19 protein-coding genes are annotated in these 22,366 nt (G+C 73.2%); 5 read left to right on the forward strand and 14 right to left on the reverse strand.

Annotated elements, in window-relative coordinates; all coding sequences use genetic code 11:
* The first annotated feature begins 261 nt into the window (after positions 1 to 261).
* The gene (locus ABT354_RS21000; protein ID WP_351495930.1) at positions 262 to 822 is read left to right on the forward strand and encodes a hypothetical protein; all 561 of its coding nucleotides are present in this window, start codon (positions 262 to 264) and stop codon (positions 820 to 822) included.
* A gap of 139 nt (positions 823 to 961) precedes the next feature.
* Here ABT354_RS21000 and ABT354_RS21005 read toward each other — a convergent pair whose 3' ends face one another.
* Together ABT354_RS21005 and ABT354_RS21010 are read right to left on the reverse strand one after the other, a co-directional pair.
* Complete coding sequence (locus tag ABT354_RS21005; protein ID WP_351495987.1) at positions 962 to 2,134, reverse strand: AI-2E family transporter; 1,173 nt, start codon at positions 2,132 to 2,134, stop codon at positions 962 to 964.
* Between the two features lie 406 nt (positions 2,135 to 2,540).
* Complete coding sequence (locus ABT354_RS21010) at positions 2,541 to 2,735, reverse strand: DUF3046 domain-containing protein (protein WP_351495932.1); 195 nt, start codon at positions 2,733 to 2,735, stop codon at positions 2,541 to 2,543.
* A gap of 78 nt (positions 2,736 to 2,813) precedes the next feature.
* On the opposite strand from ABT354_RS21010, the gene ABT354_RS21015 reads away from it, so the two are divergent.
* Positions 2,814 to 3,749 carry a hypothetical protein gene (locus ABT354_RS21015; RefSeq protein WP_351495934.1) on the forward strand — a complete coding sequence of 312 codons (936 nt, stop codon included), beginning with the start codon at positions 2,814 to 2,816 and terminating at the stop codon, positions 3,747 to 3,749.
* 68 nt (positions 3,750 to 3,817) lie between these two features.
* Here the strand turns inward: ABT354_RS21015 and ABT354_RS21020 are convergent, their stop codons facing one another.
* From ABT354_RS21020 to ABT354_RS21030, 3 genes are all read right to left on the reverse strand, one after another.
* The gene (locus ABT354_RS21020) at positions 3,818 to 4,126 is read right to left on the reverse strand and encodes an AzlD domain-containing protein (protein ID WP_351495936.1); all 309 of its coding nucleotides are present in this window, start codon (positions 4,124 to 4,126) and stop codon (positions 3,818 to 3,820) included.
* Positions 4,123 to 5,028, reverse strand: coding sequence for an AzlC family ABC transporter permease (locus ABT354_RS21025; RefSeq protein WP_502983457.1), 906 nt, complete (start codon positions 5,026 to 5,028; stop codon positions 4,123 to 4,125). The genes ABT354_RS21020 and ABT354_RS21025 overlap by 4 nt, the downstream gene beginning before the upstream one ends.
* 95 nt (positions 5,029 to 5,123) lie before the next feature.
* Positions 5,124 to 5,984: an AraC family transcriptional regulator gene (locus ABT354_RS21030; RefSeq protein WP_351495938.1), complete on the reverse strand. Its 861-nt coding sequence runs from the start codon at positions 5,982 to 5,984 to the stop codon at positions 5,124 to 5,126.
* A gap of 127 nt (positions 5,985 to 6,111) precedes the next feature.
* On the opposite strand from ABT354_RS21030, the gene ABT354_RS21035 reads away from it, so the two are divergent.
* The 3 genes from ABT354_RS21035 to ABT354_RS21045 all read left to right on the forward strand — a co-directional run bounded on the left by ABT354_RS21035 (position 6,112) and on the right by ABT354_RS21045 (position 12,460).
* The gene (locus ABT354_RS21035; RefSeq protein ID WP_351495940.1) at positions 6,112 to 10,749 is read left to right on the forward strand and encodes an ATP-dependent helicase; all 4,638 of its coding nucleotides are present in this window, start codon (positions 6,112 to 6,114) and stop codon (positions 10,747 to 10,749) included.
* Between the two features lie 95 nt (positions 10,750 to 10,844).
* On the forward strand, positions 10,845 to 11,651 hold the full coding sequence (locus ABT354_RS21040) for an Fpg/Nei family DNA glycosylase (protein WP_351495942.1): 807 nt from the start codon (positions 10,845 to 10,847) through the stop codon (positions 11,649 to 11,651).
* Positions 11,652 to 11,683: 32 nt separating this feature from the next.
* Positions 11,684 to 12,460, forward strand: a complete 777-nt coding sequence (locus ABT354_RS21045; protein WP_351495944.1) for an SDR family NAD(P)-dependent oxidoreductase — start codon at positions 11,684 to 11,686, stop codon at positions 12,458 to 12,460.
* Here the strand turns inward: ABT354_RS21045 and ABT354_RS38090 are convergent.
* The 9 genes from ABT354_RS38090 to ABT354_RS21090 all read right to left on the reverse strand — a co-directional run bounded on the left by ABT354_RS38090 (position 12,423) and on the right by ABT354_RS21090 (position 22,119).
* A complete protein-coding gene (locus ABT354_RS38090; RefSeq protein ID WP_502983458.1) occupies positions 12,423 to 12,857 on the reverse strand; it encodes a hypothetical protein in 435 nt (144 codons plus the stop codon). The genes ABT354_RS21045 and ABT354_RS38090 overlap by 38 nt on opposite strands.
* A gap of 199 nt (positions 12,858 to 13,056) precedes the next feature.
* Positions 13,057 to 13,527, reverse strand: coding sequence for a Dps family protein (locus ABT354_RS21055; RefSeq protein WP_351495946.1), 471 nt, complete (start codon positions 13,525 to 13,527; stop codon positions 13,057 to 13,059).
* Positions 13,528 to 14,023: 496 nt separating this feature from the next.
* Entirely contained in the window at positions 14,024 to 14,407 is a 384-nt protein-coding gene (locus tag ABT354_RS21060) for a helix-turn-helix domain-containing protein (RefSeq protein ID WP_351495948.1), read from the reverse strand.
* Positions 14,408 to 14,516: 109 nt separating this feature from the next.
* The gene (locus ABT354_RS21065; RefSeq protein ID WP_351495950.1) at positions 14,517 to 15,026 is read right to left on the reverse strand and encodes a CinA family protein; all 510 of its coding nucleotides are present in this window, start codon (positions 15,024 to 15,026) and stop codon (positions 14,517 to 14,519) included.
* Positions 15,023 to 15,679, reverse strand: coding sequence for a CDP-diacylglycerol--glycerol-3-phosphate 3-phosphatidyltransferase (pgsA, locus tag ABT354_RS21070; protein WP_351495952.1), 657 nt, complete (start codon positions 15,677 to 15,679; stop codon positions 15,023 to 15,025). The genes ABT354_RS21065 and pgsA overlap by 4 nt, the downstream gene beginning before the upstream one ends.
* Positions 15,676 to 17,184, reverse strand: a complete 1,509-nt coding sequence (gene rimO / locus ABT354_RS21075) for a 30S ribosomal protein S12 methylthiotransferase RimO (RefSeq protein WP_351495954.1) — start codon at positions 17,182 to 17,184, stop codon at positions 15,676 to 15,678. Before rimO ends, pgsA begins: the two co-directional genes overlap by 4 nt.
* Positions 17,185 to 17,331: 147 nt before the next feature.
* Positions 17,332 to 18,156: a helix-turn-helix domain-containing protein gene (locus tag ABT354_RS21080; RefSeq protein WP_351495956.1), complete on the reverse strand. Its 825-nt coding sequence runs from the start codon at positions 18,154 to 18,156 to the stop codon at positions 17,332 to 17,334.
* Positions 18,157 to 18,450: 294 nt separating this feature from the next.
* Positions 18,451 to 21,273 (reverse strand): DNA translocase FtsK, encoded by a 2,823-nt coding sequence (locus tag ABT354_RS21085; protein ID WP_351495958.1) that lies wholly within the window; start codon positions 21,271 to 21,273, stop codon positions 18,451 to 18,453.
* A 159-nt stretch (positions 21,274 to 21,432) separates the two neighbouring features.
* Positions 21,433 to 22,119, reverse strand: a complete 687-nt coding sequence (locus ABT354_RS21090) for a response regulator (RefSeq protein ID WP_351495960.1) — start codon at positions 22,117 to 22,119, stop codon at positions 21,433 to 21,435.
* Positions 22,120 to 22,366 lie beyond the last annotated feature (247 nt).

Below are 22,366 nucleotides of genomic sequence, written 5' to 3' on the forward strand. Positions count from 1 at the left end.
GGGTTCCACCCGATTTGCTTGTGTCGATCGCTTCACGTCAAAGACGCTAACCCCTGCCACTGACAATGGGCCCGCCGTCCCTGCCGGCCTGTGGAAAACCCCGGCCACACCTGGGCCGGACCACCCCATGAGAATGGATGTTCGATTTTCGTGTCAAGCGACCCACCGGCGTGCCGCCCGGGTCGCGGGCGGGGCCTCGCCCACACGTCTGAGTACGACAGCGGATACGGGAGGGGAGGCCGGGTCCGTACCGTCCCGGACATGGAGAACAGCAGCCCCGCCGACCCCTCCGCCGACCCCTCCGTCACACCAGCAGCCCCGTCCGCAGCCCCGTCCGGCCCCTCCGTCGCTCCAGCGAAGCCCGCCACCGTGCCCATGAAGCCGTCCACCGGGCCCGCAGAGCCCGCCGCAGGCCCCGGAGGGCACACGGCGGGGCCGGAGGGGCCCGCAGGCCCGGAGCGGCGGCCCCACGGACCGGACGGACCGGACAGACCTGATGGATCGGACGGACCGGACGGGTCCTCAGCCGGCGCCGACACCGCCCTGCGGATGTTCCTCGCCGGAGCCGTGCTCCTCGCCGGTCTGGCCGTCTTCCTGATCGGCCCCCTGCTCGCCGTCGCCTGCGGCTCCTGCCAGGACGGCGTGCGGTCGGTGCGCCTTGAGGGCGTCCTGCTGGCGATCCGGGACTTCGCGGTGCCGATCACCGTGATCACCACCCTGATCGGCGTCTTCGCGGCCCGGCACGGCGGCCGGGCGGGCTGTGCCGGGCTCGGCGCCCTCGGTCTGCTGCTGGCCGCGATGGTCCTCGTCGCCCGGGTCTGAGACCGGCCCCGCGACCGCCCGGCCACCGAGGCCCGTCCCGCCCGGCCGGGGGGGGACCGCCCGGCATGCGGAAGCCCCCGCCCACGGCTGTCGTGGACGGGGGCTCCCCGGCCCATGAGCGGTCCGGCGTATGTGTGGATCAGGCGGGATCGGCGGGATCGGCGGCCCGGGACCGGCCGGGGCCTCCCCGTACGAGCACCGCGCGTCCCTTGCCGAGCGTCTCCCGGGCCCGCCCCAGCAGACGGCCGCGCCCGCGCCGCCGGTGCCCGTGGACCCTCGGGTCGTCGGTCACGTCGTAGCGCCGCACATAGGCCCCCAGGAACGCCTGGAGCGTCGCGACCGCCGGAATCGCGATCAGCGCGCCGACCGCGCCCATCAGCGCCGTACCCGCGATGACCGAGCCGAAGGCCACGGCCGGGTGGATGTCGACCGTCCGCGCGGTGAGCTTGGGCTGGAGGACATAGTTCTCGAACTGCTGGTAGATCACCACGAAGCCGAGCACCCACAGGGCGTACCAGGGATCCACGGTGAAGGCGATCAGCATCGGCAGCGCGCCCGCCAGATAGGTGCCGATCGTCGGGATGAACTGCGAGACGAGCCCCACCCAGACGGCCAGCGCCGGGGCGTAGGGCACCCCCAGGGACTCCAGCAGGATGTAGTGGGCCACACCGGAGATCAGCGCCATCAGACCGCGCGAGTAGATGTATCCGCCGGTCTTGTCGACCGCGATCTCCCATGCCCGCAGCACCTCGGCCTGCTTGGCCGGGGGCAGGACGGAGCAGATCGTCCGCCGCAGCCGGGGCCCGTCGGCGGCGAAGTAGAACGAGAAGAGGAATATCGTCAGCACCCGGAAGAGGCCGCCGAGGACGGTGGCCGAGACATCGAGCACCCCGGTGGCGCTGTCCTCGACATAGTTCTTGAGCCAGTCCGAGCGCAACACGCTGTCCTGGACCTCGACCCGGGACAGCTCCGTCTGGAACGTCTGGTTGATCCAGCTGATCACCGAGTCCAGATACTTGGGGAACTCCTCGACCATGGTCACGATCTGGTCGGCGAGCATGGAGCCGAGCATGACCACGAAGCCGACGGACCCGGCCAGGATCCCGAAGAAGACCAGGAAGGTGGCGATCCCCCGGCGCACGCCCCGGGCGGCCATCCGACCGACGGCGGGCTCGATCGCCAGGGCGATGAAGAACGCGATCAGGATGTTGATCAGCAGCCCGATGAGCTGGTGGAAGGCCCAGCTGCCGAGCTGGAAACAGGCGTAGAGGGCGAGCGCGAGCAGCATCGCGCGCGGCAGCCAGCGGGGCATGCGCACGGGCCCGCCGGGGTGGGGCGGGGCCGGGGGCGGCGGGGTGTGCGGGGGCGCTGCCCCCTCGGCCCGGGAGGCCTCCCCGGGTGCTTCCCCGGTGCCCGGGGTGCCGCCCTGGGCGGGCACACCGGCCCTGTCGGTTCTGTCCGGGCCGTCCCGGTCGTCTGTGTCGGTCTTCGGAGCCACGGGGCCAGTCTCGCCCACCATCGGCCTGGCCGGAAAACCGCCCTTGTCGGCCGAAGAGCACCGGGAGGCGTGGAAGCGCGTCAGGGGTGGTGGGCGGACCGGGGCCGGGCGGGGCGGGCAGGCCGGGGCGGCCTCTGCGGACCGGGCCGGCGGCCACCGGCGCACCCGGGGTGGCGGGATCCCGTACCCCGGGGCACGGGATCCGGTGGCGCGGGGCCGGTCACCGCTTGTCGGCGGGGACCCCCACGGCGGTGCAGACCGCCCGCCAGACGTCCCTGGTCTCCCAGCCCGCGTCGAGCGCCTCGTGCACCGTCCGGCCCCCCAGTTCGGCCATCACATGATCACGGGCGAAGGAATCCGCGTACGAGGGTCCGAAGTGATCCGCCATCCGTTCCCAGAAAATCGTCAACCGCATGACTTCAGTATCGCGCCCCCGGGTAGCGGTACCGCCGGTTCCGTATGCCGGGAGCACTTTCCGCCCTACGGTCGGGGCATGGCTGGAACCGGAGCAGACCCCGTACCGTCCTCCTCGTCGCCGCTCTCCCGTGCCGAGCGGTTCGTCTGGCTCACCGCACGGGTACTGGAACAGCGGCGTTTCGCCTATCACTTCCTGGGCGGGGACGCGGACGCCGTCGAGGTCGCCCTGAACGCCTACCTCCGGAACGACGGCGGCTACGGCCACGCCCTCGAACCGGATCTGCGGGGTCCGGTGAGTCAGCCGCTGCACACCGCTCACGCGCTGCGCGTCCTGGACTCCATCGGCCGGTGCAGCGGGCTGCGCATGGAGCGCATGTGCCGCTACTTCACCGAGGTGTCCACCCGGGAGGGCGCGCTCCCCGCCGTCCACCCGGCGCAGCACGGATATCCGGCCGCCCCCTTCGTCCCGGTCCTGGACGATCCGCCGGGCTCGCTGCTGTCGACGGGGCCGGTGGTCGGCCTGCTCCACCGCAACCAGGTCTGGCACGCCTGGCTCTTCCGGGCGACCGACTTCTGCTGGGCGGCGGTGGAGGCGCTGACCGACTCCCATCCCTACGAGATCGAGGCGGCGGTGGCCTTTCTGGACGGGGTGCCCGACCGGGTGCGCGCCGAGGTCGCGGCGGACCGGCTGGGCCGGCTGGTACGGGAGCGGGGTCTCGCCGTGCTCGATCCGGACCGTATCGGGGAGTACCGGGTCTCCGAGGGGTACGCCCCGGGCGAGCACCACTTCCCGTACGACTACGCCCGTACTCCCCGGTCGCTGGCCCGGCGCTGGTTCACCGAGGAGGAGATCGAGCGTTCCCTGGACCGTCTGGAGGCGGCGCAGCGGGAGGACGGCGGCTGGCCGGTCACCTGGCGGCAGTGGGCTCCGGGTACGGCGCTGGAGGCGCGGCCGATCGTCACCATCGAGGCGCTGCGGACCCTGCGGGCGTACGGGCGGGTGGTCGGCTGAGCCCGCGGTGTACCCGCCGCACCGAAGCGTGCCGGGGCGCGCGGTACGGGTCCGCGCGCCGGGGTGGATCAGCCGCCGAGTGCCCGTACCCCCGCGGTGACGGCGACCGCCGCGGCGACCACGACCAGGAAGGGGGCGCGCAGCACCAGGGCGAGCGCCGCCGCACCGAGCCCGGCCGCGCGGGCGTCCAGGACCAGGGTGCTGCCGGCGCCGAAGGTCTGCTGCGCGGTGAGCGCCGCCAGCAGGGCGACCGGGAGCAGCGCGGCCAGCCGCTGGACCAGGGGGCGTTCCAGGACGCCCGCCGGGACCAGCAGTCCGGCGAGTTTGACGAGGTAGCAGCCGACGGCGGTGGCGGCTATCGCGATCCAGAGGCTCAACGGTCCTCCTCCTTGACTGTCTCCGCTGTCTTCACCGTCTCCACGGTCTCCACCGGGGCAGGGGTGGTCCCGGGGGCGCGGGGGGCACGGCCCTTGAGCCAGAGCACGGCGGGGGCGGCGAGCGCGGCCACCAGGACGGGGACCCCGGCGGGCAGCAGGGGCAGGGCGCCGAGCACGAGGAGGACGGCGAGTGCGGCCACCGCGCGCTCGCTCGCGGTGCGCAGCATGGGCGCGAGCAGGGCGAGGAAGACGGCGGGGCCCGCCGCGTCCAGTCCCCAGGCCCGGGTGTCCCCGAGGGCCTCGGCGCCCGCGGCACCGGCCAGGGTGGTCAGGTTCCAGAGGATGTAGAGGGTGGCCCCGGTCACGGTGAAGCCGAGGCGGGCGGCCCGCCGGGAGGGCTGGGCGAGGGCGACGGCCGCGGTCTCGTCGATCACCCAGTGGGCGGCGAGCGGCCGGAGGAAGCGGGGCAGGGCGAGCAGCTGGGAGAGGCGCAGCCCGTAGAACGCGTTGCGGACGCCGAGGAAGAACGCCCCGGCGGCGGCGGTGAAGGGGTTGCCTCCCGCCGCTACCGCTCCGACCAGGGCGAACTGCGATGCGCCGGTGAAGACCAGAAGGCTCAGCACACAGGTCTGGAGCAGGGTGAAACCGGAGCCCGCCGCCGTCACCCCGAAGGCGAATCCGGAGAGCCCGACGGCGACGCCGACCCCGAGGGAGTCCCGGATCACGGCCCGGTCGGGCCTGTCGGCCCCGGATCCGGTCCCCGCCCCGGGTGCGGTCTCCGCTCCGGTGCCGTTCCCCGCCCCGGTGGGGGTACGGGTTTCCGGTCCGGCGTGTCCGGGCAGGGGTGCCGCCTCCGCGCCGACCGGCGGGGGGCTCTCTGGGTAGGTCGTCTGTTCCGCCACGGCCGGGACGTTACGGGCGGTCGCGCTCCCCGGTCTTGTACGTTCTTGCGCCGCCGCCCGCCGGGCCGGGCGCCCGGTGACGGGGGCTCCCGGTGTCAGGTCCCCGTACCCCCGGCGCGTTCCCTGCGGTACGCGCCGGGGGGCACCCCCACGATCCGGGTGAAGTGACGGTTGAGATGCGGCTGGTCGGTGAAGCCCACGGCCACCGCCGTCTCGGCCGGGGTGCTGCCGCCCTCCAGCAGCCGGCGGGCCCGGCGGACCCGGGCGTCGGTGAGCCAGGTGTGCGGAGGCATGCCGTACGCCGTCCGGAACGCGCGCAGCAGCGCGAAGGGGCTGGTGCCCACCTCCCGTGCCAGCCGCTCCAGGGACGGCGGGTCGGCCATGCGCTCCTCCAGCAGGGTCCGGGCGAGAGCGGCGGCACGGCCCGCGGCGGCGTCCCGGGGAGGGGGTGTACGGGCGGGCAGCCGGCCGCCGTACTGGCTGAGCAGCCGGGCGATCACCACCCGGAGCAGGCTGTCCGCGGCGAGCGCGTTGCCCGCCTCGGCGGCCCGGTGCACCCCGCGGATCTGCTCGGCGACCGCCGGGTCGTGGACCACCGTCTCCCGGAAGCCGGGCGTGCCGCGCACGGCGCCGACCTCGTCCGCTATCGCGGAGACCAGCTCGGCGGAGGGATAGAGGGTGGCATAGGTCCAGCCTCCGGGGGTGCCCGCGCGGGCGGTGTGCGCCACCTCGGGGTTGATCATGACGACACTGCCCGGATGGGCCCGGACCACGCCCCCGGGCAGGCCCACCTCCTCGATCCCGCCGCTGATCGCGCCGAGGGTGAAGCCCTCATGGCTGTGCCGCCGGAAGGTGTGCCGGATGTAGTGGGCGCTCAGCAGATCGAGACCCGGCAGCTCCTCGTACCGCCAGTGTCTCGCCCACTCGCCGCGCCCAGCACGCTCCGGATGCCCCATACAGCCATTGTGCGGCTCTCCGGAGGACCCCGCTGACCTGCACCGGAACCACTCCGGCGGAGACCGCGGGCGGACGGGAGAGCCGGGTGACGGCCGGATGTCAGTGGCGGGGTGCACGATGGGGGACATGGCCAGGACTGCGCTCGACTCCTTCTCCCCCGCGACCCGGAGCTGGTTCACGGGAGCCTTCAGCGCGCCCACCGCCGCGCAGGAGGGCGCCTGGCGGGCGATCGGCGAGGGGTCGGACGTCCTGGTGGTGGCGCCCACCGGATCGGGCAAGACCCTGGCCGCCTTTCTCGCCGCGCTGGACCGGCTGGCGTCCATTCCCCAGCCCGCCGACACCAAGGCCCGCTGCCGGGTCCTCTATGTCTCCCCGCTGAAGGCGCTCGCCGTCGATGTGGAGCGCAATCTCCGCAGCCCGCTGACGGGTATCCGGCAGGAGGCCGTCCGGCTGGGGCTGCCCGAGCCCGACATCAGGGTCGGCATCCGCTCCGGCGACACCCCCGCCGCCGAGCGCAGATCGCTCGCCACCCGGCCGCCGGACATCCTGATCACCACCCCCGAATCGCTCTTCCTCATGCTCACCTCCTCGGCCCGGTCCGCGCTGACCGGCGTCGAGACCGTGATCCTGGACGAGGTGCACGCCGTCGCCGGGACCAAGCGCGGCGCCCATCTCGCCGTCTCCCTGGAGCGGCTGGACGAACTGCTGCCCCGCCCCGCCCGCCGCATCGGCCTCTCCGCCACCGTCCGCCCGGTGGACGAGGTCGCCCGCTTCCTCGCCCCCCGGGGCCGCACCGAGATCGTGCAGCCACCGTCCACCAAGGAGTTCGATCTGTCGGTGGTGGTCCCGGTCGAGGACCTGGGCGAGCTGGGCGGCGCCGCCCCGCCACCGTCCGGCCCCGCCGACCCCGCCGCCACCGGGGACCGCCCCTCCATCTGGCCCCATGTCGAGGAGCGGATCGCCGACCTCGTCCAGGCCCACCGCTCCACCATCGTCTTCGCCAACTCCCGGCGGCTCGCCGAGCGGCTCTGCAACCGCCTCAACGAGATCGCGTACGAGCGGGCCACCGGCACCACCCTCGAAAACCCCGGCCCGCGCCCACCGGCCGAGATCATGGCCCAGTCCGGGGCCGCGCTCGGCGCCCCGCCCCTGCTCGCCCGCGCCCACCACGGCTCCGTCTCCAAGGAACAGCGGGCCCAGGTGGAGGAGGACCTCAAAGCGGGCCGGCTCCCCGCCGTCGTGGCCACCTCCAGCCTGGAGCTGGGCATCGACATGGGCGCCGTCGACCTGGTCGTCCAGGTCGAGTCGCCCCCGTCGGTCGCCTCCGGCCTCCAGCGGGTCGGCCGCGCCGGACACCAGGTGGGCGCCGTCTCCACCGGAGTGGTCTTCCCCAAGTACCGGGGCGATCTGGTGCAGGCCGCCGTGGTCACCGAGCGGATGCGCGAGGGCCGGATCGAATCCCTGCGGATCCCCGCCAACCCGCTCGACGTCCTGGCCCAGCAGCTGGTCGCCATGGCCGCCCTGGACACCTGGCAGGCCGACGACATGCTGGCGCTGGTCCGCCGCGCGGCCCCCTTCGCCTCCCTGCCCGAATCGGCCTTCACCGCCGTCCTCGACATGCTCGCCGGGCGCTATCCCTCCGACGGCTTCGCCGAGCTGCGCCCCCGGGTGGTCTGGGACCGGCTCGCGGGCACGGTCACCGGGCGGCCCGGGGCCCAGCGGCTCGCCGTCACCTCCGGCGGGACCATCCCCGACCGGGGGCTCTTCGGGGTCTTCCTCGCGGGCGCGGACCCGAAGAAGGGCGGTGGCCGCGTCGGTGAGCTGGACGAGGAGATGGTGTACGAGTCCCGGGTCGGCGATGTCTTCACCCTGGGCACCACCTCCTGGCGGATCGAGGACATCACCCGCGACCGGGTCCTGGTCACCCCCGCCCCCGGCGTCCCGGGCCGGCTGCCCTTCTGGAAGGGCGACCAGCTCGGCAGGCCCCTGGAGCTGGGGCGCGCGGTCGGCGCCTTCCAGCGGGAGATCGGCGCGCTGCCCGCACCGGACGCCAGGGCACGGCTGCTGGCGGCCGGCCTCGACACCTGGGCCGCCGACAATGTCCTCGCCTATCTGGACGAACAGCGCCGGGCCTGCGGCCATGTCCCCGACGACCGCACCATCCTGGTGGAGCGGTTCCGCGACGAGCTGGGCGACTGGCGGGTGGTGATCCACTCCCCGTTCGGCGCCCAGGTGCACGCCCCCTGGGCGCTCGCGCTCGGCGCCCGTCTCGCCGAGCGGTACGGCATGGACGCCCAGGTCATGCATGCCGACGACGGCATCGTGCTACGGCTGCCGGACGCCGATCTGATGGGCCTGGACCTGCTCGACCAGGACCCCGCCGACCTCGGCACCGCCCACGACGACGAACAGGCCCCCGTCGGCGCGGCGGACGCCGTCTTCGACCGGGGCGAGATCAGCGGGATCGTCACCGACCAGGTGGGCGGCTCGGCGCTGTTCGCGGCCCGGTTCCGGGAGTGCGCCGCCCGCGCCCTGCTGCTGCCGCGCCGCCGCCCCGGCCAGCGCACCCCGCTGTGGCAGCAGCGCCAGCGCGCCTCCCAGCTCCTCCAGGTGGCGAGCGAGTTCGGCTCCTTCCCCATCGTGCTGGAGGCGGTCCGCGAATGCCTCCAGGACGTGTTCGACGTCCCCGGCCTCAGCGAGCTGATGGGCGACATCGCGGCCCGCCGGGTCCGGATGGTCGAGGTCACCACCCCCGAGCCCTCACCGTTCGCCCGCTCCCTGCTCTTCGGCTATGTCGCCCAGTTCCTGTACGAGGGGGACTCACCCCTCGCGGAGCGGCGCGCCGCCGCGCTCTCCCTCGACTCCCGGCTGCTCGCCGAACTGCTCGGCCAGGCCGAGCTGCGCGAGCTGCTCGACGCCGATGTCCTCGCCGAGCTGGAGCGGGAGGTCCAGTGGCGCACCGAGGACCGCAGGGTCAAGGACGCCGAGGGGGTCGCCGATCTGCTGCGGATCCTGGGGCCGCTCACCGACGACGAGCTGACCGAGCGCGGCGCCGAACCGCCCTGGGCCCAGGGGCTGGCCGAGGCCCGCCGCGCCATCCGGGTCCGGATCGCGGGCACCGACCACTGGGCCGCGATCGAGGACGCCGGACGGCTCCGGGACGCCCTGGGCACCGCACTCCCCGTCGGCGTCCCCGAGGCGTTCACCGAACCGGTCAAGGACCCGCTCGGCGATCTGCTCTCCCGGTACGCCCGTACCCACGGCCCCTTCACCTCCGGCACGGCGGCGGCCCGCTTCGGCCTGGGCACCGCCGTCACCGAGGGCGCCCTCCAGCGGCTGGCCGCGAGCGGGCGGATCGTCCAGGGCGAATTCCACCCCTCGGGCATCGGACAGGAGTGGTGCGACGCGACCGTGCTGCGACGGCTGCGACGGCGCTCCCTCGCCGCCCTCCGCCATGAGCTGGAGCCCGCACCCCCGGCCGCGCTCGCCGCCTTCCTGCCCACCTGGCAGCATCTGCGCGGCGGGCTCCGGGGCATCGACGGTCTCGCCCGCGCCGTCGAACAGCTCCAGGGGGCGGCCGTGCCCGCCTCCGCCCTGGAGAAGCTGATCCTGCCGTCCCGGGTCCGCGACTACACCCCCGCCCTGCTGGACGAACTGACCATGACCGGCGAGATCGTCTGGGCCGGCGCGGGCGCCCTCCCCGGCAAGGACGGCTGGGTCGCCCTCCACCCCGCCGACACCGCCCCGCTGCTGCTGCCCCCGCCGCGCCCACTGGAGCCGACCGCGCTCCAGGAGTCGGTGCTCACCGCACTCGCCCCCGGGTACGGACTCTTCTTCCGCCAGATCGCCGACCAGGTCAGGGCCACCACCCACCCGGACGCCGGCGACGCACAGCTGGCCGACGCGATCTGGGAGCTGGCCTGGTCGGGGCGGCTCACCAATGACACCCTCGCCCCGCTGCGCGCCCTCCTCGGCTCGGGCCGCACCGCCGGGGCGACCGCCCACCGGGCCCGGCGGAGCGTGCCCCGGGGGCGGTACGGCGGCCTCACGGCGGCACCCCGGCCCGTGAGCCGGGGCGGACCGCCCACCGTGAGCGGTCGCTGGTCCCTGCTTCCGCCGGCCGAGCCGGATCCCACGGTCCGGGCCCACGCCCTGGCCCGGACCCTCCTCGACCGCCATGGGGTGGTGACCCGGGGCGCGGTCGCCGCCGAAGGGGTCGAGGGCGGCTTCTCGGCGGTGTACCGGGTGCTGTCGGCGTTCGAGGAGAGCGGGCAGGCCCGCCGGGGCTATGTGGTGGAGGGCCTGGGCGCGGCGCAGTTCGCCGTGGAGGGCGCGGTGGACCGGCTCCGGGCGGCGGCCACCGCACGCGAGCGCGACGGGGACCGCGAGGCACCGACCGCCCTGGTGCTGGCCGCCGCCGACCCGGCCCACGCCTATGGCGCCGCGCTGCCCTGGCCGGAGCCGCCGGAGGGCGCGAGCCACAAACCGGGGCGGAAGGCGGGCTCCCTGGTGGTCCTGGTCGACGGCGAGCTGACGCTGTACGTGGAGCGCGGCGGCAGGACCCTGCTGATCTGGGCCCCACCCGAGACAGCGGCGGCACGGGCCGCCCTCGCCGCGCTCGCCGAGGCCGCTCGCGAGGGCGCCCTGGGGACGGTCACCGTGGAGCGGATCAACGGCACCCCGGCCCTGACCTCGCCCCTGGCCCCCGCACTGGAGGCGTCCGGCTTCCACGCCACCCCCCGGGGCCTGCGCATCCGCGCCTGAGCCCCGGCCCCGGGCCCTCCACGGGCTCGGACCACCGGTCCCGACCACCCCCGCACCACCCCGCGCGGCCCTCCCCGGAGGCGCATCATGGGGGCATGCCCGAAGGAGACACCGTCTGGCGCACCGCGCACCGGCTGGACGGCGTGCTCGCGGGGCGGGAGCTGACCCGGTGCGAGCTGCGGGTGCCCTCGCTCGCCACGGCCGATCTCACCGGGCGGCACACCCTGGAGGTGGTACCGCGCGGCAAACATCTGCTCACCCGGTTCGAGGGCGGCCTCACCCTCCACTCCCATCTGCGGATGGACGGATCCTGGCGGGTCTTCCCGGTGGGCACGCGCCCGTCCGGCGGCCCCGCCCACCAGATCCGCGCCATCCTCGGCACCGCCGCCCACACCGCCGTCGGCTACCGCCTCCCGGTGCTGGAGCTGCTGCGCACCACCGACGAGGAGCGCGTCGTGGGCCATCTCGGCCCCGACCTCCTCGGCCCCGACTGGGACCCCGGCGAAGCGGTCGCGCGACTGCTCTCCGACCCCGCCCGCCCCCTCGGTGACGCCCTGCTCGACCAGCGCAACCTCGCGGGCATCGGCAATGTGTACAAGTCGGAGCTGGCCTTCCTCGCCCGGGTCACCCCCTGGCTCCCGGTGGGCGAACTCCCCCGGGACGTACCCGAACGGCTGGTGGCCACGGCCCACCGGCTGCTCACCGCGAACAGGGCGAACAGCGACCGCCGGACCACGGCCGCCGGCGCGCGGACCCGGCTCCATGTGTACGGCCGCGAGGGCCGCCCCTGCCTCCGCTGCGGCACCCCCGTCCGCCGCAGTACCCCTGCCGTCCCCGGCGCCAGCGGCGACGAACGCGTCAGCTACTGGTGCCCCGGCTGCCAGCACGGCCCGGTTGATTGACAGTCCGTCAGATCCGTTCGTACGGTCCCCGCATGCCTCTCACGGCGTACGACCTCAGCAGCAGAACGGCGTTGATCACCGGCGCCGCGAGCGGTATCGGCCGGGCCACCGCGGTGCTGCTCGCCCAGGCGGGGGCCACCGTCCACTGCGCGGACCTCGACGACAAGGGCCTGCGGGAGACCCTGGAGCTGATCGGCGGCACCCCGGGCGGAGGTGAGTCCCATGTCCTGGACGTCACCGACGGCGCGGCGGTCGAGGCGGTCGTCGCGGCCGTCACCGCCGACGGGCGGAGCCTGGACATCGCCGCCGCCATCGCGGGGGTGCTGCACATCGCCCCCGCCCTCGACACCACCGACGAGGATCTGAACCGTGTCCTCGCGGTCAATGTCACCGGGGTTCTGCACACCTGCCGGGCGGCGGCCCGCGCGATGATCGCGGCCGGCACCCCCGGCTCCCTCGTCACCATGGCCTCGGGCGCGGTGGACGCGGGCTACCCCGGCGGCCTCGCGTACAGCATGTCCAAGGCGGCGGTGGTCCAGCTGACCCGGACCCTGGCCACGGAGCTGGGGCCGCACGGGATCCGGGTGAACAGCGTCGCCCCGGGCTGGATCCGCACCCCGATGACCGAGCGCCATGACGCCGGGCTGAACCGGACCGTCGAGGAGTCCATGGCCGCGCGGTCCCCGCTGGGCCGGGTGGGCCGGCCCGAGGACGTGGCCCATGCGGTGCTCCATCTGGCGTCCGACGCGTCGGCGTTCACCACGGGCCAGATCATCCGTCCGAACGGTGGTGTGTCGATGCCCTGGTGACCCCGGGTCCTCCGTCCGCACCCGGCGGACAGCCGTCCCGCGCGGTCCCGTCGGCGCCGCGACCCGTACCGCCCACAGGACATGTGCGGCCCGGCGTACCACCGGCGCCCCGCGCCGGGCCACCGCCGCGCCCCCGTGCCCACAGCCCGGCCGCCATCTCCACGAGGCGCGGCCTCCGGCCGTCACGGCCGGCCCGCCCCTGGTAGGCGGTGACATGGACCGGCAGCAGACTGAGCCCCCAGCCGCCCGCCAGCACCGCGCCCTCGACCAGACCGGCCCGCTCCGGCGCCATGACCAGCCGGACCAGGGCCCACCACCAGAGCGCGCCCGCGGCCAGCGCCGCCGGGACGGCCAGGGATCCCCACCGGGGCCCGAGGGTGCCCTCGCGATCCGCCATGGCTGCCTCCCTCGGGAACCACGCTAGACCCGGACGATCACCCTCAGGGAGGGCGCACCACCGGGACGGCGCACACGCCCCCGGAGCACGCCCCCGCGCCCGGGGCACCGGCGGGCACCTGCGCGCACCGGCGGATCAGCCGATCGACCGCGCACGCCCTCGGGCACTCCGGCACTCGGCCCCTCAGATACTCAGGCGCTCAGGCGCTCTCCGCCTGGAACATCCACGAGTGCTTCTCCAGATCGCCGGTGAGTCCGATGATGATGTCCTGACTCACCGGGTCGGGGTCACCGGTCACGTCGATACGCACTCGCATCCGTTCGACCACCGCCTTCAGTGCCTGGACCAGGACCCGGATCGCGTCGGTGTCCTTGATCCAGCCCTCCGGCACGGGGCCGATCGCGCTCTGCTCGGCCACGGTCGCGGCCCGCCCGTCCGGGGTGACCCCGATCGCGGAGCACCGCTCCGCCACCGTGTCCGAGTGCAGCCGGGCCGTGTCGACGACCTCGTCCAGCTGGAGATGGACGGACCGGAAGCGCGGGCCGACCACATTCCAGTGGACCTGTTTGGCCACGAGCGAGAGATCGACCAGATCGACCAGTGCGCCCCTGAGCGCTTCCCCGACCGTCTTGAGATCGGCGTCGGACAGCTGGCTCTTCACCACAGACATGCAGGGCCTCCACTCGGTTGTCGGCGTTTCCACCATGACACAACCCCCCGAAAGGGACATGCGGAAAGATCTGCCTCATCCGCCGCCCCTTCGGGCGCCTACCCGGGCACCCGCCCCGCACACGCTCCGTACGCTCCGTACACAGCACTCCGGGAACGGCTCCACCGGAGCGGACGTCTCGCGAGCCGTGCCCGCCCTCCGGGGCCGAAGCCCCACTCAAGCCCCGCCCAAGCCGCGCGCAAGCCGGGCGCAAGCCCCGAGCCGACGATCCCGTACACCACCCCGGGGCAGAGAACCCCGTACACCGCCCCGGGAACACAGAGAGATCGGAGAACGCAGAGAACCCCGGCCCGCCGCCCCTGAGGGCAGCGACCGGGGTCCGGGTCGCACCACACCGTATCCGCGCCGACGGAACGTCTCCGTCCGGCCCGGTGTCGTCGAGGACCGCAAAACGCCGTACCCATCGGCACGGCGGAACGGGTCGACGCCCTGAGCGCTACGCGGCGACGACGTCGACGGCTTCCGCCGGCGCCTTGATCGTCACCCGCTCGGTCGGCACACCGGTCACCGACGTCACGGAGACGGAGTTCAGCATCGTACGTACCGGTGCGGGCACCGGCTCGGTGGCGGCTGCCGACGCCGCCAGTTCCGCCAGCGACAGCTCGTCGCTGACCTCCCGCATCAGCTCGGACATCCGTACGTCCAGCGCGTCGCAGATCGCGGAGAGCAGCTCGGAGGAAGCCTCCTTCTGCCCCCGCTCCACCTCGGAGAGATAGCCGAGCGAAACTCGGGCGGACGAGGAGACTTCGCGCAGAGTACGGCCCTGGCGCTGGCGCTGCCGACGCAGCACGTCACCCAGCAGGCGACGGAGCAGAATCATCGGTGGCTCCCTCCTCGGACCGCGTAACCGCATCCTTCACGCCCCACCGTACCGCCTTGTGCTGCGGCCGTGCGGGGAGCGATGTCGTGTTCACTCAGGGCTGCAAACATCAATTCCCCCCGTTCTGTTCCGTATCCTGTGCCCGCGCCGTCGCCAGGATTTCGTCCAGCAGCAGCGCGAGTACGCTCCGTACACTTTCTTTACGGATTTCCGCCCGGCCGCCGTTCAACCGCAACACGGCCGTTTTCTCCGTTCCGTCCGGTCCGGCGAGCGCCACATGGACGGTCCCGACCGGCTGTCCGTCCTGGGCGGCGGGTCCGGCGACCCCGGTGGTGGCGATCCCCCAGTCGGCGCCGAGCAGACCGCGCACACCCGTCGCCATCTGCCGCGCAACGTCGGAATCAACCGCTCCGCGCTCCTCCAGGAGAGTTGGGTCGACCGCCAGCAGCTCCCGCTTGAGGTCGGTCGCGTACGCCGTGACCGATCCCCGCAGCACGGCCGAGGCCCCCGGGACCCCCGTCAGCTCCGCGGCGACGAGACCACCCGTGAGGGACTCCGCGACCGCCAGGGTCTGGCCACGCTCCGCGAGCAGGGCCAGCACCCGCGCCGCCTCGGTCACCGCACGCTCCCGGCGGTGCCGCGCTCCTTGGCGAGTCCCCGGCGTCTCAGGGTGACCGCCTGTCGCACATAGTCGAACCCGGTGGCGAGCGTCAGCAGCACGGCGACGGCCATCACCCAGAAGCGGAACGTGGCCAGCGGGCCGGTCAGCGCCAGGACGTACATCCCCACCGCCGTGCCCTGGGCCAGGGTCTTGAGCTTGCCGCCCCGGCTCGCGGGAATCACCCCGTGACGGATCACCCAGAAGCGCATCAGCGTGATCCCCAGCTCACGGAAGAGGATCACCGCGGTCACCCACCACGGAAGGTCACCGAGGGCCGAGAGACAGATCAGGCCCGCGGCCATGATCGCCTTGTCGGCGATCGGGTCGGCGATCTTCCCGAAGTCGGTGACCAGGTTGTACGTCCGGGCCAGATGCCCGTCGAAGATGTCCGTGATCATGGCGACGGCGAACGCCGCCCACGCCCAGGCGCGCCAGACCGGGTCGTACCCGCCGTCCTGGAGCAGCAGCACCACGAAGGCGGGCACCAGCAGCAGCCGGAGCATGGTCAGGATATTGGCGATGTTCCAGAGGCTGGCCTGGTTGACGGCCGCAGCGCCCAGCCTGCCACCGGGGGCGGAGCCGCCCCCCGCGGATGCCGGCACTCCGGTCATCTGCCCGCCTCCTCGCCCGGGGTCCGGCCGGCGGCCACCCGTACGTCCTCGCAGTACTCGGCCAGCAGATCGACGCCTTCGGTCCCGACCGCCTTCGCCACGACCATACGGCCGGGCACCAGGCCCTCGCGATCGGTGAAGACGATCTGTCCGTCGGTCTCCGGCGCCTGGTGCGCGGCGCGGCCCACCGCCCCGTCCTCGCCGTCCACGGACTCGACCAGGACCTCCAGCAGCTCCCCGAGCCGCTCCTCGGCACGCTGCGAGGTCAGCTCCTCGGCCAGCCGGGAGAGATGCGCCAGCCGCTCGGCGATGACGTCCTCGTCCAGCTTGTGCTCGTACCCGGCGGCCTCCGTGCCGTCCTCGTCGGAGTAGCCGAAGACCCCGATGGCGTCCAGCCGGGCATGGGTCAGGAACCGCTCCAGCTCGGCGAAGTCCGACTCGCTCTCCCCGGGGAAGCCCACGATGAAGTTGGAGCGCACACCGGCCTGCGGGGCCTTGGAGCGGATGGTCTCCAGCAGTTCCAGGAACCGCTCGGTGTCCCCGAAGCGTCGCATCGAGCGCAGGACCGCGGGCGCCGAGTGCTGGAAGGAGAGGTCGAAGTAGGGCGCCACCTTCGGGGTGGAGGTCAGGACGTCGATCAGACCGGGGCGCATCTCGGCGGGCTGGAGATAGCTCACCCGGATCCGCTCGATGCCGTCGACGGCCGCCAGCTCCGGCAGCAGGGTCTCCAGGAGCCGGATGTCGCCGAGGTCCTTGCCGTACGAGGTGTTGTTCTCGGAGACCAGCATGACCTCCTTGACGCCCTGCTCGGCGAGCCAGCGGGTCTCCCCGAGGACATCGCTGGGCCGGCGGGAGATGAAGGAGCCCCGGAAGGACGGGATGGCGCAGAACGTGCAGCGCCGGTCGCAGCCGGAGGCCAGCTTCACCGAGGCCACGGGGCTGCTGCCGAGTCTGCGGCGGAGCGGTGCGCGCGGCCCGGAGCCGGGGGCGAGGCCGTCGGGGAGGTCGACGATCGGGGCGGGCGCCTCGGGCGCGTCGCCGTGGCCGGGCAGGGCGACGCCGGTGGCGGCCTGCCGCTCGACCGGGCTCAGCGGCAGCAGCTTGCGCCGGTCACGGGGGGTGTGCGAGGCATGGACCCCGCCACTGAGGATGGTCTGGAGCCGGTCGGAGATATCGGCGTAGTCGTCGAAACCGAGGACTCCGTCGGCCTCGGGAAGGGCCTCGGCCAGCTCCTTGCCGTACCGCTCGGCCATGCAGCCGACCGCGACGACGGCCTGGGTCCTGCCATGGTCCTTGAGGTCGTTGGCCTCCAGCAGGGCGTCGACGGAGTCCTTCTTGGCGGCCTCGACAAAGCCGCAGGTGTTGACGACGGCGACATCCGCGTCCGAGGCGTCCTCGACGAGCTTCCAGCCGTCCGCTGCCAAGCGGCCTGCCAGCTCCTCCGAGTCCACCTCGTTACGGGCGCAGCCAAGAGTGACAAGGGCGACGGTACGGCGTTCGGGCATGGGCTCAAGACTACTTTGTCCCGGCCCACGCCCCTGCCCCGAGGGCACCCGGGGCGGCCGGGGCGCGCCGTACGGCGGCCCGGCCGGGGGTGGGCGGAGGCGGGAGCGAGGGCCCGGAAGCCGGGAGCGGGCCCGGTCGCGGGTGTCTCAGCCGACCTGCGGATCACCCTTGGTGTACGAGAGACGCTGGACCTGACCGGGCCGGAAATCGTCCTCGACCTTCTTGCCGTTGACGAAGAGATCGATCACTCCGGCGTTGCCGAGGACCAGATTGATGCCCTCCTTGTCCTGGAAGGTCCGGGAGTCGCCCTGGGAGAGGGTGCCATCGAAGATCAGCCGCCCGTCGCGGGCCCTGGCCGAGATCCAGCTGCGGGACTCGACCACGGCGAGCCGCACGGTGACCTTGTCATTGGGTACGGCGGCGATGGCGCTGTCCGAGGGGACCGGCTTCGGGTCGGCGGGCTTGCCGCTCGACCGCTGGGAGGGCGTGGCGCCGGGCGCCTGGCCCTCGGCGACCGGACGGTCCCGCCCACTGCCGCCGTCACCCCCGCTGAACAGGGTGAAGCCGACAAAGCCGACGACGGCGACGATCGCCGCCACCATCGCCGCGGTCCAGTTGGGACGGCGGGCGTCGGGCCGGATCCGCTCGGCCTCGAAGAGCGGTGCCGCCGGGGTGGGGGCGGGCCGCCCGCCGCGCTGGGCGTCGTACCGTTCGATCAGCGGTCCGGGGTCGACCCCGACCCGTCCGGCGATCATCCGGATATGCCCGCGGGCGTACACATCGCCGCCGCTGCGGCTGAAATCGTCCTGCTCGATCGCGTGGATGATCGGGACCCGCACCCGGGTGGCGGCACTGACCTCGTCGACGGTCAGGCCGGCGGAGATCCGGGCCTGCTTCAGGACCCGGCCGATGGACGGCCGGTCCTCCTCGGTGGACGGCCGGTCGTCTTCGGGGGAGTTGCCGAGGGTCACAGGGGTGCCTTTCGAGCGTGTAACCACCTGCTGGAGGTTCAGTGTATGGCTGGTACGAAAGAGTGGGGCAACCGGGCGGCCGGAGTTTGTACGCCATCCGAATGGCCGATGGCCGCCAGGGTGACGGGAACGGTTCGCTGCCTCCCTTCAACGTGACGTACGAGGCGGGGAAAGGGTTGCGCTCCAGGGGCCGAGCGGTCGCCCGGAACCTCCGGAACCCTGACTGCCGGATCCCTGACTCCCGGACCTACGGCTGCCGGGTCCCTGACCGCCGGGTCCCTGACCGCCGGGTCCCTACGGCTGAGGCTCCCCCCGGATCAGCGCGAGCACTCCATCCAGCTCCTCGGGTTTCACCAGGACGTCACGGGCCTTGGACCCCTCGCTGGGCCCGACGATGTTCCGCGACTCCATGAGGTCCATCAGCCGTCCCGCCTTCGCGAAGCCCACCCGCAGCTTGCGCTGGAGCATCGAGGTCGACCCGAACTGCGTCGACACCACCAGCTCCGCCGCCTGGCAGAGCAGATCCAGATCGTCGCCGATCTCCTCGTCGATCTCCCGCTTCTGCTGGGAACCGACGACCACGTCCTGCCGGAAGACCGGCGTCATCTGCTCCTTGCAGTGCCGTACGACCGCCGCGATCTCGTCCTCGGTGACAAAGGCGCCCTGCATCCGGACCGGCTTGTTGGCACCCATCGGCAGGAACAGACCGTCGCCCTTGCCGATGAGCTTCTCCGCGCCCGCCTGGTCGAGGATGACCCGGGAGTCGGCGAGCGACGAGGTCGCGAACGCCAGCCGCGAGGGCACATTCGCCTTGATCAGACCGGTGACGACATCGACGGAGGGCCGCTGGGTCGCCAGCACCAGATGGATGCCCGCCGCCCGCGCCAGCTGGGTGATCCGCACGATCGCGTCCTCCACATCCCGCGGGGCCACCATCATCAGATCCGCCAGCTCGTCCACGATGACCAGCAGATACGGATACGGCTGCAACTCGCGCGCACTGCCCGGGGGCGGCTCCACCTTGCCGTCCCGTACCGCCCGGTTGAAGTCGTCGATATGCCGGTACCCATAGGCGGCGAGATCGTCGTACCGCAGATCCATCTCCCGGACCACCCACTGAAGGGCCTCCGCCGCCCGCTTGGGGTTGGTGATGATCGGCGTGATCAGATGCGGGATGCCCTCGTACGCGGTGAGTTCGACCCGCTTGGGGTCGACCAGCACCATCCGGACATCCTCCGGGGTCGCCCTTATCATCACCGAGGTGATGAGGCAGTTGATACAGGACGACTTGCCCGACCCGGTGGCCCCGGCGACCAGGATGTGCGGCATCTTCGCCAGATTGGCCATCACATAGCCGCCCTCGACATCCTTGCCGAGCGCCACCAGCATCGGATGGTCGTCCTCCGCCGCGTCCGCGAGCCGCAGCACATCACCGACGTTGACCATCTCCCGGTCGGTGTTGGGGATCTCGATCCCGACGGCCGACTTGCCCGGGATCGGCGAGATGATCCGGACATCCGGACTGGCCACGGCGTAGGCGATGTTCTTGGTCAGGGCGGTGATCCGCTCCACCTTCACCGCCGGACCCAGCTCCACCTCGTACCGGGTGACCGTCGGCCCCCGGGTGAAGCCGGTGACCGCCGCGTCCACCTTGAACTCGGAGAACACCGTGGTCAGCGAGGCCACCACCGAGTCATTGGCGGCGCTGCGGCTCTTGCCGGGCCCCCCGCGCTCCAGCAGGTCCAGCGACGGCAGCGCATAGGTGATGTCCCCGGCCAGCTGGAGCTGCTCGGCCCGGGCCGGCAGCGGACGGTCCGCCTCCGGTGCGGGCTTGGTCAGATCCGGTACGGAGCCGGGGGCACCCGCCGCCGTCCTCGCCCCGCGCGCGGGCGGCACCGGACGGCCCAGCGCCTCCTCACGGTCGGCGGTGAGGTCCTTGGTCAGATCGGCGACCAGCGGCGACGGCGGCAGCCCGTTGTAGACCGCGCCGTCGAGCGCGGCGGCAGCGGCGGCGGCCACATCCACCGCGTCCGGCCGGCGCCCCTCCGGGAAGTCGCCCGCACCGCCCCGGCGCCGGGCCAGGGCCTCCTCCTCCGCCCCTTCGGGACCGGACACCCCAGCACCCCGCGCACGGCGGCCGGGACCCCGGCCCGCGCTCCCGGGGACGGCGTCGCGCCACTGCTCCTCGTACCGCGCGTCGTCCTCGCTCCCCGCCTCCTCGTCCTCGGCGGGGGCGATCAGCCCGAGCTTCGTCCCCAGCAGCCGCAGCCGCTGCGGGATCGCGTTCACCGGCGTCGCCGTCACCACCAGCAGCCCGAAGACGGTGAGCAGCAGCAGCAGCGGTACGGCCAGCGCCGCCGTCACGGTGAAGATCAGCGGCTGGGCCGCACCCCAGCCGATCAGCCCGCCCGCGTCCTGGACCGCCGCCGTGTCCGCCCGGTCGGGCGAGCCACAGGCGATGTGCACCTGCCCCAGCACACCGACGACCAGCGCGGAGAGACCGATGACGATCCGGCCGTTGGCCTCGGGCCGCTCCGGGTGGCGGATCAGCCGGGCCGCGATCACCCCCAGCAGTATCGGCACCAGCAGATCGAGCCGGCCGAACGCGCCGGTCACCAGCATCTCCACCAGATCGCCGACCGGGCCGCGCAGATTCGACCAGGTCCCGGCGGCGACGATCAGCGCGATCCCGAGCAGCAGCAGCGCCAGACCGTCCTTGCGATGGGCCGGATCGAGGCCCTTCGCACCTCTGCCTATCCCCCGGAAGAGCGCGCCGACGGTATGGGCCAGACCCAGCCACACCGCACGCACCAGACGGAAGAGAGCGTTGGGGCGCTTGGGGGCCTTCGCCGGGACCTTGCGCACCGCCGCCTTCTTGGCGGGTGTCTTCTTCGCCGGAGCCTTCCCGGCCGGTGCCTTCTTCGCTCCCCGGGCGGGCTGCGCGGGCTTCTTCCCGGCCCCCGCACCCCCGGCGGGGGGCGCCGCGGACCTGCCCGCCGGTGGCCCGGCCGCCGCCTTCTTCTTCGCCGCGCCCCCGGCACCGCTCGTACGGCCGGTGCGCGGCTTGGCGGAACCCGCCGTGTCCTGAGAACCCTTGCCGGACGTACGTGAAGCCATGGTGGTGAGATTACCGGTGCCGAACGCGGTGGACACGCGTGCCCACACCTTCACCCGTTCGTGTCGCTCCGCCACCGGTACGGGCGTATCACCCGGGTGACGGCTCCTCAGAAGAACGGACCGGCCGGGCCCGCGGCACCCGGCGGCCCGACCGGTCCGTCAGTTCTGGCTCGGCAGCGCGCTCGGCCCGCCGGTGCCGGGCTCCAGCGCGTCCAGGGCCCGCCGCAGACCCGTCAGCTTCCGCTCCAGATGGGCGGCGGTGGCGACCGCGGCCACATCGGCGGACTCGTCGTCCAGCTGCTTGGACAGCGCCTCCGCCTGCTCCTCGACCGCCGCGAGCCGCGCGGACAGCTCGGCGAGCAGCCCCACGGGCTCCTTGCCGCCCGCCCCGCCACCACCGGACCGGGCACCACCCTCCAGCTGAAGCCTCAGCAGCGCCGCCTGCTCCCGCAGTTGGCAGTTCTTCATGTACAGATCGACGAATACGGAGACCTTCGCCCGCAGCACCCACGGATCGAAGGGCTTGGAGATGTAGTCGACCGCGCCCGCCGCGTACCCCCGGAAGGTGTGGTGCGGGCCATGATTGATCGCGGTCAGGAAAATGATCGGGATGTCCCGGGTCCGCTCCCGCCGCTTGATGTGCGCGGCGGTCTCGAAACCATCCATCCCCGGCATCTGAACGTCCAGCAGAATGACCGCGAAATCATCTGTCAGCAGCGCCTTGAGCGCTTCCTCCCCTGACGATGCCCGCACCAGTGTCTGATCGAGCGCGGAAAGAATGGCCTCCAGCGCCAGCAGATTCTCCGGCCGGTCATCAACCAGGAGGATCTTGGCCTTCTGCACCATGCCCCGTCCTCCTCGCCCCGGCCTGGGGTCGCCCCGGCTCCATGAGCCGGATGACGCCACCGGCGCCGCCCCAGGGGACGACTCCCTTGCGTCGCCCAATGTTGTGCCGGTCATGGTAGCCGCACCCCGCCCATCGCCACACCCTGTCACCACGATGTCACTGTGCACAGAGCAGAAACGTACCGGAGGTCCCAAAGGTTCCCCGGACGGCGACGGCACACCCGCACTCCGCCACCGTCCGTCAACC

The organism is Streptomyces sp. NPDC000594 (assembly GCF_040299965.1).
Classification (GTDB): domain Bacteria; phylum Actinomycetota; class Actinomycetes; order Streptomycetales; family Streptomycetaceae; genus Streptomyces.

Excerpts from the sequence above, each read along its gene's own strand:
- ABT354_RS21030 (WP_351495938.1), bottom strand. The coding sequence starts at position 5,984 with ATGGGGCATCCGGAGCGTGCTGGGCGCGGCGAGTGGGCGAGACACTGG.
- ABT354_RS21090 (WP_351495960.1), bottom strand. The coding sequence starts at position 22,119 with ATGGTGCAGAAGGCCAAGATCCTCCTGGTTGATGACCGGCCGGAGAAT.
- rimO (WP_351495954.1), bottom strand. The coding sequence starts at position 17,184 with ATGCCCGAACGCCGTACCGTCGCCCTTGTCACTCTTGGCTGCGCCCGT.
- ABT354_RS21035 (WP_351495940.1), top strand. The coding sequence starts at position 6,112 with ATGGCCAGGACTGCGCTCGACTCCTTCTCCCCCGCGACCCGGAGCTGG.
- ABT354_RS21060 (WP_351495948.1), bottom strand. The coding sequence starts at position 14,407 with ATGATTCTGCTCCGTCGCCTGCTGGGTGACGTGCTGCGTCGGCAGCGC.
- ABT354_RS21085 (WP_351495958.1), bottom strand. The coding sequence starts at position 21,273 with ATGGCTTCACGTACGTCCGGCAAGGGTTCTCAGGACACGGCGGGTTCC.
- ABT354_RS21040 (WP_351495942.1), top strand. The coding sequence starts at position 10,845 with ATGCCCGAAGGAGACACCGTCTGGCGCACCGCGCACCGGCTGGACGGC.
- ABT354_RS38090 (WP_502983458.1), bottom strand. The coding sequence starts at position 12,857 with ATGGCGGATCGCGAGGGCACCCTCGGGCCCCGGTGGGGATCCCTGGCC.
- ABT354_RS21055 (WP_351495946.1), bottom strand. The coding sequence starts at position 13,527 with ATGTCTGTGGTGAAGAGCCAGCTGTCCGACGCCGATCTCAAGACGGTC.
- ABT354_RS21000 (WP_351495930.1), top strand. The coding sequence starts at position 262 with ATGGAGAACAGCAGCCCCGCCGACCCCTCCGCCGACCCCTCCGTCACA.
- pgsA (WP_351495952.1), bottom strand. The coding sequence starts at position 15,679 with ATGACCGGAGTGCCGGCATCCGCGGGGGGCGGCTCCGCCCCCGGTGGC.
- ABT354_RS21015 (WP_351495934.1), top strand. The coding sequence starts at position 2,814 with ATGGCTGGAACCGGAGCAGACCCCGTACCGTCCTCCTCGTCGCCGCTC.
- ABT354_RS21010 (WP_351495932.1), bottom strand. The coding sequence starts at position 2,735 with ATGCGGTTGACGATTTTCTGGGAACGGATGGCGGATCACTTCGGACCC.
- ABT354_RS21045 (WP_351495944.1), top strand. The coding sequence starts at position 11,684 with ATGCCTCTCACGGCGTACGACCTCAGCAGCAGAACGGCGTTGATCACC.
- ABT354_RS21005 (WP_351495987.1), bottom strand. The coding sequence starts at position 2,134 with ATGCCCCGCTGGCTGCCGCGCGCGATGCTGCTCGCGCTCGCCCTCTAC.